Raw genomic sequence first — 8,916 nt, 5'->3', positions numbered from 1 at the left:
GGCGGGGACCCAGGCGCGGAGATGCGCCTGCAAACGCCGTCCTCCTGCGCGATTCTGGGTCCCCGCCTGCGCGGGGACGACGGTGTGTGGCTTTAAACCTGCTTATGCGCCTGCCAAACCTTGGGCTTGAAGAACAACGTCTCGCCTTTGGCCAGCCCGGTCAGGCTGTCGTGGTCTTTTACTACTTCAGCCTCAATCAGCTCGCTCTGGCCTTCCACCTTCAAGGTAATACGCGTGGTCGCGCCCAGTGGGCGAATATCGCGAACTTCAGCGGCGTGGTGGTCTTCAATTTCCTGCCGCGACAGCGAGATTTCATGGGGGCGGAATAGCACGTGGTCATCGCCGCCCACATGCAGGCGGTTGGAGTCGCCGAGGAAGTGGTAGACGAAGTCGCTAGCCGGGTTTTCATACACCTCGCCCGGTGAGCCGATCTGTTCGATCACGCCCTTGTTCATCACCACAATGCGGTCGGCCACTTCCATGGCTTCTTCCTGGTCGTGGGTGACGAATACCGAGGTCAGGTTGATGTCTTCGTGCAGGCGCGCCAACCAGCGGCGCAGTTCTTTGCGCACCTTGGCATCAAGGGCGCCGAAGGGTTCGTCGAGCAGCAGCACTTTCGGCTCCACCGCCAGGGCACGGGCCAGGGCGATACGTTGGCGCTGGCCACCGGATAGTTGCTCCGGATAGCGATCAGCCAGCCAATCGAGCTGCACCATGTTCAGCAGTTCGTGCACTTTTTCCGCGATACGGCTTTCGCTTGGGCGCTCGCCTTTGGGCTTCATCCGCAGGCCAAAGGCGACGTTGTCGAACACGGTCATATGGCGGAACAAGGCGTAGTGCTGAAACACGAAACCGACGTTGCGATCGCGCACGTCATGGCCGGACACGTCTTCGCCATGGAACACGATGCTGCCGGCATCCGGGGTTTCCAGCCCGGCAATAATGCGCAGCAGGGTGGTTTTGCCGCAGCCTGACGGGCCGAGCAGGGCCACCAGCTCGCCGCTCTGGATATCCAGGTTGATGTCGTTAAGCGCCTTGAAGGCGTTGAAGTTCTTGCTGACGTTACGGACTTCGATACTCATGACTTATTCCTCGTCCGCTTTGGCTTTCAGGCGGGTGATACGGGACTCGCTCCACTGCTTGAGCAGAAGGATAAACAGCGCCAGGATCAGCAGCAGGCTGGCCACAGCAAAGGCAGCGACGTGGTTGTATTCGTTGTAGAGAATTTCAACGTGCAGCGGCAGGGTGTTGGTGACGCCACGGATATGCCCGGACACCACCGACACCGCGCCAAACTCACCCATGGCCCGTGCGGTACACAGCACCACGCCATAGATCAGGCCCCATTTGATATTGGGGATGGTCACGTGCCAGAACATCTGCCAGCCGTTGGCGCCCAGCAGGCGTGCGGCTTCTTCTTCCTGGGTGCCTTGCTCTTGCATCAGCGGAATCAGCTCACGGGCCACAAATGGCACGGTGACGAAGATGGTTGCCAAGACAATGCCCGGTAGGGCAAAGACGATCTGAATGTCGTGGTCTTGCAGCCACGGCCCGAACAGGCCCTGGGCACCAAACATCAGCACGTAGACCAAACCGGCGATCACTGGCGATACCGAGAACGGCAGGTCGATCAGCGTCACCAGAATGCTTTTGCCCTTGAACGAATATTTGCTCACGCACCACGCGGCGCTGACGCCAAATATCACGTTGAGTGGCACTGAAATCAGCACGGCAATAACCGTGAGTTTTAGCGCCGACAACGCATCAGGTTCAAAGATTGCGGTGAAGAAGGCGCCCAGGCCGTTCTTCAAACCCTGGGACACCACAATAAACAGCGGCAGGCCCAGGAACAGGATAAAAATCAGCCAGCACAGGCCAATCAACACGCGCCGGGCGTTGACGCTGCCGCGGCGGGCGGCGTTGGCAGAAGCGGCGGCGTTAAGCGATGGGGAAGACATGGCGCGCTCCTTATGGTTTTTCGATGCGGCGCTGCAACAAGTTGATCAGCAGCAGCAAGATGAAAGAAACCACCAGCATCAACACACCAATGGAGGTCGCACCGCGATAGTCGTATTGGTCGAGCTTGACCATGATCAGCAGCGGCAGAATTTCGGTTTTCATCGGCATATTGCCGGCGATAAAAATCACCGAGCCGTACTCGCCAACGCCCCGGGCAAAGGCCAGGGCAAACCCGGTCAGCCAGGCCGGCAATAACGCCGGCGCGAGAATGTAGCGAAACACCTGAAAGGGCTTGGCGCCCAGGCACGCGGCGGCTTCTTCGACTTCACGGGGAATGTCGGCCAGTACCGGTTGCACGGTGCGCACCACAAACGGCAGGGTCACAAAGGTCAGTGCCAGGGTGATGCCCAATGGGGTGTAGGCGATTTTAAAACCCAGGTCCGCGGCAAACTGGCCGACCAGCCCGGTGGGCGTATACAGCGCGGTCAGGGCAATACCGGCGACGGCGGTGGGTAGGGCGAAAGGCAGGTCGATCATCGCGTCGATGACCTTGCGCCCAGGGAAGTCATAACGCACCAACACCCAGGCCAGCAGCGTACCGATCACGCCATTGATCAGGGCGGCGTAGAGCGCGGTGCCAAAGCTCAGTTTGAGCGCAGCAATCACCCGCGGCGCGGTGATGATGGCCCAGAATTGGTCCCAGGTTAGTTGGGCGGCGTGGACGAACATGGCCGCCAGCGGAATCAACACGATCAAGCTGAGATACACCAAGGTGTACCCCAGCGTCAGCCCGAAGCCGGGTATGACGGGGGAGATCTTGCGTGACATATATATCCTTGGTTTGAACGCACGAAACCCGGAAGTGACTCCGGGCTAAGGGCTGTTCGTAGGGTGTGCTGTGCGCACCGTAGCGATCTCGCATAAATCGCTCGGTGCGCGCAGCGCCTACGTGTGTCTACGGCAGAGTGATTACTGGGCTTGGTAGATCTGGTCGAACACGCCGCCATCGTTAAAGAATTTCGGTTGCGCAGTTTTCCAGCCGCCGAAGTCCTTGTCGATAGTCACCAAGTCCAGTTTGGGGAATTGGCTGGCGTATTTGGCCGCGACCTTTTCGTCACGTGGGCGGTAGAAGTTCTTCGCCGCGATTTCCTGGCCAGCTGGGCTGTACAGGTGTTTGAGGTATTCGGTGGCGATTTCGGTGGTGCCTTTTTTCTCGGCGTTTTTGTCGACTACAGCCACTGGCGGCTCGGCCAGGATCGACAGCGAAGGCACGATAATGTCGAACTTGTCGGCGCCGCCGTCTTCTTTAAGGGCCAAGAAGGCTTCGTTTTCCCAGGCCAGCAATACGTCGCCTTGGCCGTTGTTAACAAAGGTGATGGTTGAGCCGCGAGCGCCGGTGTCCAGAATCGGCACGTGCTTGTACAGCTGCTCTACGTAGTCTTTGGCTTTGGCTTCGCTGCCACCGGCTTTCAGGCCATAAGCCCAGGCGGCGAGGAAGTTCCAGCGCGCACCGCCAGAGGTTTTCGGGTTCGGGGTGATTACCGAAACATCTTTCTTGATCAGGTCGCCCCAGTCTTTGATGCCTTTAGGGTTGCCCTTACGCACTAGGAAGACGATGGTCGAGGTGTAGGGGGTGCTGGCTTGTGGCAAGCGGGTTTGCCAGTTTTCCGGCAGCAGTTTGCCCAGTTTGGCCACTTCGTCGATGTCACCGGCCAAGGCCAGGGTCACTACGTCAGCACGCAGACCATCAATCACCGCACGGCCTTGTTTGCCCGAGCCGCCGTGGGACTGTTGGATAACCACTTTGTCGTCCTTGTGGGACGCTTGCCAGAATTTGATGAACTCCGCGTTGTACTCCTGGTACAGCTCGCGGGTTGGGTCGTAAGACACGTTCAGCAGCTCGTAATCCTTGGCGACGGCGGTACCGGCGAACAGGGCGCTGGTCAAAGCTGCCAAAGCGAAACGGCGAATGGACATGGCGTAACTCCTAAGATTTCAAATTTTGTTCAAGTGTTTTGGCTGAGTTTCTTATGGGCTTATCTACAACATGACGTGGGCCGCATTCGCGGCTGACAGCGCAGTGGCTGCGGAGCGGTCTTACGGTGTTGCTGGGTATTCATTTTTTACCCTCCGGTCGTCCAGTAGGGGGTGATCAATTCTTCAGGCTTGCTTGCCAGCGGCCGGTGGCTGCAGGCGGAATTTTTCCTTGCGCTCAATCTGTACGACCTGGCCGTTGTGCACGGTGATTTCCACCGAACCAAAACGCAGGCCCTGCAGGGCGGCGGAAATTTCGCGGAGGATGCCGGCTTCGTCCTGGCCCTCTACGCTACGAAGGGGTGCGCTCATGAATCTGCTCCTGGAAAAAATGCCCTGGGTTAATCGTCGTAAGTGGGCGTGGAGCGGATAGTAGAGGGTGCCTAATATTCTTAAAAAGACTATTTAAGAATTTTTATATAACCGTTTTAACTTTTTGCCGATTGTCGCCGGCTACCCATCTCTATAGCGCGACGCGCGCGGGCGCTGCGGCTGTGGGTAAAAGCCCGCAAGGCCCGCTATTAGCGGGTTGTGAAGGCATCGAGGAAAAACCCAGGGCGGCTTTTTGCCATGATCGAAAACACGTTAAAGGCATAAGTAAATAATTTCTTATTCCTTAACGAGTATATGAACCCTTCCTATACTGGCCTCCACACGTACGACCCAGGAGGCGTAACCCATGCGCAGCGAATCCATCCGCTATCTGATTGTGCCGGGCTGGCAAGGCTCGCCGGACGAGCATTGGCAAAGCCACTGGCAGCGCAGCCTGCCCAACAGCCTGCGCGTTGAGCAGGCCGATTGGCAGACGCCGAACCGCGCCGCCTGGGTTGCTGAACTAAACCGCGCCATCGCCACGCAACCTGGCCCGGTGATTCTTATTGCCCACAGCCTCGGTTGCATCACGGTCGCCCACTGGGCCGCCAGTGCGCCGGTGGAGTTGCTGCGCCGTGTTCGCGGTGCCTTGTTGGTGGCGCCTGCTGATGTGGAGCGGCCTGCCTGCCCCGAAGCGCTAAAAGGCTTTGCGCCGATCCCCCGTGAGCTATTGCCTTTTCCGGTGCAAGTGGTGGGTTCAGACAATGACCAGGCCGCCAGTGCCGCCCGCGCGATTGAGCTGGCCCGTGACTGGGGTGCTGAAACGGCGATTCTCAGCGGCGTGGGGCATATCAATGTGAAGTCCGGCCACCAGCGCTGGGAGCGTGGTTTTTCCTACCTCTACCGCCTGCAAAACCGCATCGAACAGCACGACCGTCGCAGCGCTTGATCGGCCGCTACGCGCCCGCCTCTGTTGCTTTTATTACCCAGGCCGCTGCCCGTGCAGCTGGCCTGGTTTTGGAGTTTTTGTTATGTCCCGCACCGAACACCCCAACCAGCCGCTGCTGACCTTTCCCGACGCCGATAAAAGCCCGCTGAGCATCCGCGCCAAGGCCTTGGTATTTATCGATGCCCGCTCGCGGCAACTGCGCGAAGAAGTTAACCAACTGGCGCCCAGCCATTTGCCGGTGTTGATTCAGGGTGAGATGGGCACCGGCAAGGAATTGTTGGCGCGGCATATTCACCGTGAAAGCGACCGTGCTGGTTTGTTTGTGGCCTTGAGTTGCAGCAGCCTCAGCCATAACCACGCCGAGGCCGAGCTGTTTGGTTATGCCGCGGGTGCGTATAGCGGCGCCGCTGCCAGTAGCCGTGCCGGCTGGTTTGGCTCAGCCAACGGCGGCACGCTGTACTTGGACGAAATCGGCGACCTGCCGCTGGCGCTGCAAGACAAGCTGCTGGCCGCCCTGGAGAACCGCGAAGTGACCCGCGTGGGTTCGGGCCACGCCAGCCCGGTGGATGTGCGTTTGGTCGCGGCCACCAGCATCGACCTGGGCCAAGCCGTGGAGGCGGGCAAGTTTCACCAGCGCCTGTACCTGTACCTGAACGAAGGGCGCTTGGCCCTGCCGCCGCTGCGCGAGCGGATCGGCGATATCTTGCCCATGGCTGAGTACTTTCTCGGCATCTACACCCAGCGCCTTGGCCTGCCGATGCCGCTGATTGGCGCCGCCGCCCAGCAAGTGTTGGAGTGGCATAACTGGCCGGGCAATACCCGTGAGCTGGAGAACGTTATCCACTTTGCCTTGCTGGTCAGCAGCGGCGAGGAGATCCTGCCCGAGCACCTGGAACTGGCCGGCGTGCGTGCGCCGTTGCAGGCCATCGAGCAGCAGTTGCGTGAGTGGTTAAGCCGCGCAGGCGTCGAAGGTGCGGGGCAGTTGCAGCAGTTACTGCAACGGGTAGTGGGTTAGATTTTGCGCCAGACGCTGGCCAGCCAGGGTTGTTCGTCCCGTGGCAGGCCAGTGGGGCGGTAGTAGTGTTCCAACTCGCTAAAGCCTGCCTCGCCGAGGTACTGCTGCCAGGCCGCCAGGTCGTGGTAACTGCCATAACGCGGGCCGTTCCAACCTTCCTGATTGTCGCCGCGTGGGTTGGAGCTAAACAGCACGCCGCCGGGTTTCAGCGTCGCGTGGAGCTGGCGTAACACCCGTGGCAGCTCTTGCGCCGGAATATGGAACAGCACGGCGTTGGCGAAGATGCCGTCGAAGCGTTCGGCGGGTAAATCCAGGTTTAGAAAATCCTGCTGCCACACTTCGCAGCCGCTATCGGCGCGGGCCATTTCAGCAAAGTTTGCCGAGCCATCCAGGCCCACCGCGATATGCCCCACGTCGCGGAACACCTTTAAGTCGCGGCCAGGCCCGCAGCCAAAATCGAGAATCTGCAACGGTGCTGGCGCCTCGATATGGCGCAGCAACGCGGCGATGTTTTGGCTGACGTCATGGTCACGCGTGCCTTCACGAAAGCTGTCGGCGCTTGCGTTGTAGTGCTGCAAGGTGAGGGCAGAAATGTTGGCGAGGTCGGCGGGGGACAGATGCATAGGATGAGCTCGGAGAATGAGGTGCGCATGATGCCCGTAGGGTGTGCTGTGCGCACCAAAGCGTTCTATGCGACGTCGCGTTGCTGCGCACGGCACACCCTACGAAGCCGCCGCGGCGGTTTTCGGTTTCACCCCGAATTTGCTGCGGTATTCGCTGGGCGACAGGTTGGTGATTTTTTTGAACGCCGAACGAAACGCACCGGGGTCTTGATAGCCTACGGTCCAGGCAATGTGGTCGACCGTGCCGTTGGTGAATTCAAGCATTTCCCGCGCTTTGCCGACGCGCACGTGTTGGCAGTATTCGGTGGGCTTTAATCCGGTGGCGGCGCGAAAGCGGCGCAGAAATGTGCGTTCTTCCAACCCGGCGCAATGGGCCATGGCGGCCAGGCTGACATCCACCGCGCCATTGCCTTGCAACCAATGCTGCACTTTCAATACAGCGGTATCACCATGGGCCAGGATGGGCGCGAAATTGCTGCCACATTCCTGGGCACTGTCGCTGTGTTCGACCATTAAAAACCGCGCGGTGCGGGTGGCGATGCTGGGGCCCAGCAGGCGGTCAACCAGGCGCAGGCCAATCTCTGCCCAGGCCATCATGCCGGCGGTGGTAATGATGTCGCCGTCGTCGATGATGGGCTTATCAGCGTCCACCTTTAGCTTGGGGAATTGCTCGCTGAGTTCTTCGGCGTGGGTCCAGTGCGTGGTCACCGTGCGGCCATCCAGCAACCCCGTACCCGCCAGCAAAAACGCGCCCAGACAAATTGAGCCGAGCGTGGCGCCTTGGCCATGGCAGTGGCGAATCCACTTGGCCAAGGCCTGGGCTTCCTCGGCGGTGGGCATGTCGTAAAGGGACGGGGGAATCACAACGGCGCCAAGGCGGCTGCTGGTGCCTGGCAAGCTGTCGAACGTGCGCTGCGGTGCCGCATCGGGGCTGCTGGCGCTCCAGTGGCTGATACGCAGCAGCGGCAGTTGCGCGGACTGTTGTTCGCTGGCGATGCGATTAGCCACCGCGAACAGGTCGGTCAGCCCGTGCACGGCGGCGGTTTGTGCGCCGCGGTAAACCAGCAGGCCAATCTCGATCACCGCTTTGTTTTCATCCGTTGTCATTTTTCCCACCGCTATTGTCGTTCCGGCTCATCCTCGGCCGGCTCGCGCCGCTGAATACTTCATCCCACGCAAGAGACCTTGCCCACGCAACTTACCTAACGAGGAATACAGCATGTCCAAATCAGCGCTCATCGTAGTGGATATCCAGAACGACTACTTCCCCGGCGGCAAGTGGACCCTGGTGGGCGCCGATGCGGCTGCCGCCAAAGCCGCGCAAGTGCTAGCGGCGTTCCGCGCTGCCGGCGATTTGGTGGTGCATATCCGCCACGAAGCCACCGATAAGGACGCGCCATTTTTTGTGGCCGGCTCCGAAGGCGCACAGATCCACCCAAGCGTGATCAATCGCGATGGCGAGCCGGTAATTGTTAAGCACCATATCAACTCCTTCCGTGACACCGCGTTGCAAGAAGTGCTCAAGCAGCATGGCATCGACACCTTGGTGATCGTCGGCAGCATGAGCCATATGTGCACCCACGGTATTACCCGCGCCGCCGTCGACTTCGGGTATGCCACCACGGTGATTCACGATGCCTGCGCCACCTTGGATCTTGAGTTCAACGGTGTTCAGGTGCCGGCTGCCCAGGTGCATGCTGCATTTATGGCGGCGCTGGCGTTTGGTTACGCGCCGGTGGTTTCTGCTGAAGAATTTCTGGCCGCGCGGTAGTCGCCGATATGTGAACGAAAGGTGATTTGTTAGTCACGACATGGCGCCATGGTTGCGTAGGAGTTTTCCGAGTGACCAGCGCCGTGGTCATGTTTTGCGAAATGTGTCGAATATTCTTAAAAAGCATTAAAAACAAACTAATAAGTCTTTTTAGGTTTATGGAATTTTTATTACTGTGGCGCGGTCGCGAACGGCACCCCGTAAACGACCCGCACCAAGGCAGCAATTTGTCGACCCGCGTCCCCCGCTCGTG

Annotated in this window: 11 protein-coding genes; 4 read left to right on the top strand and 7 right to left on the bottom strand. The window is 59.5% G+C overall.

All coding sequences use genetic code 11. The features are described from left to right. Positions 1-92: 92 nt before the first annotated feature. The 5 genes from AAAB16_RS25865 to oscA all read right to left on the bottom strand — a co-directional run bounded on the left by AAAB16_RS25865 (position 93) and on the right by oscA (position 4,305). Complete coding sequence (locus AAAB16_RS25865; protein WP_340665944.1) at positions 93-1,082, bottom strand: sulfate ABC transporter ATP-binding protein; 990 nt, start codon at positions 1,080-1,082, stop codon at positions 93-95. 3 nt (positions 1,083-1,085) lie between these two features. Continuing rightward, on the bottom strand, positions 1,086-1,958 hold the full coding sequence (cysW, locus tag AAAB16_RS25860; RefSeq protein WP_340665943.1) for a sulfate ABC transporter permease subunit CysW: 873 nt from the start codon (positions 1,956-1,958) through the stop codon (positions 1,086-1,088). 10 nt (positions 1,959-1,968) lie between these two features. Continuing rightward, entirely contained in the window at positions 1,969-2,787 is an 819-nt protein-coding gene (cysT, locus tag AAAB16_RS25855) for a sulfate ABC transporter permease subunit CysT (RefSeq protein WP_340665942.1), read from the bottom strand. 141 nt (positions 2,788-2,928) lie between these two features. Next, positions 2,929-3,936, bottom strand: a complete 1,008-nt coding sequence (locus AAAB16_RS25850; RefSeq protein WP_340665941.1) for a sulfate ABC transporter substrate-binding protein — start codon at positions 3,934-3,936, stop codon at positions 2,929-2,931. A gap of 183 nt (positions 3,937-4,119) precedes the next feature. Beyond that, complete coding sequence (gene oscA, locus AAAB16_RS25845; RefSeq protein ID WP_108095379.1) at positions 4,120-4,305, bottom strand: sulfur starvation response protein OscA; 186 nt, start codon at positions 4,303-4,305, stop codon at positions 4,120-4,122. Between the two features lie 367 nt (positions 4,306-4,672). Between oscA and AAAB16_RS25840 the strand changes: the two genes are divergently transcribed. Then, a complete protein-coding gene (locus AAAB16_RS25840; RefSeq protein ID WP_340665940.1) occupies positions 4,673-5,254 on the top strand; it encodes an alpha/beta hydrolase in 582 nt (193 codons plus the stop codon). An 82-nt stretch (positions 5,255-5,336) separates the two neighbouring features. Then, complete coding sequence (locus AAAB16_RS25835) at positions 5,337-6,269, top strand: sigma 54-interacting transcriptional regulator (protein ID WP_340665939.1); 933 nt, start codon at positions 5,337-5,339, stop codon at positions 6,267-6,269. On the opposite strand, the gene AAAB16_RS25830 is transcribed toward AAAB16_RS25835, so the two are convergent. Further along, entirely contained in the window at positions 6,266-6,892 is a 627-nt protein-coding gene (locus AAAB16_RS25830; RefSeq protein WP_340665938.1) for a class I SAM-dependent methyltransferase, read from the bottom strand. The two genes, AAAB16_RS25835 and AAAB16_RS25830, sit on opposite strands and share 4 nt — an antisense overlap. A 99-nt stretch (positions 6,893-6,991) precedes the next feature. Further along, positions 6,992-7,999, bottom strand: a complete 1,008-nt coding sequence (locus tag AAAB16_RS25825; RefSeq protein ID WP_340665937.1) for a GlxA family transcriptional regulator — start codon at positions 7,997-7,999, stop codon at positions 6,992-6,994. Between the two features lie 112 nt (positions 8,000-8,111). On the opposite strand from AAAB16_RS25825, the gene AAAB16_RS25820 reads away from it, so the two are divergent. Continuing rightward, positions 8,112-8,663: a cysteine hydrolase family protein gene (locus AAAB16_RS25820; RefSeq protein WP_340665936.1), complete on the top strand. Its 552-nt coding sequence runs from the start codon at positions 8,112-8,114 to the stop codon at positions 8,661-8,663. A gap of 71 nt (positions 8,664-8,734) precedes the next feature. Then, positions 8,735-8,916 (top strand): hypothetical protein (locus AAAB16_RS25815; RefSeq protein ID WP_340665935.1); only part of this gene is annotated, 182 nt, incomplete at its 3' end.

The organism is Pseudomonas sp. (assembly GCF_037994325.1).
Classification (GTDB): domain Bacteria; phylum Pseudomonadota; class Gammaproteobacteria; order Pseudomonadales; family Pseudomonadaceae; genus Aquipseudomonas.
This window is presented reverse-complemented; position numbering and strand designations above follow the sequence as displayed.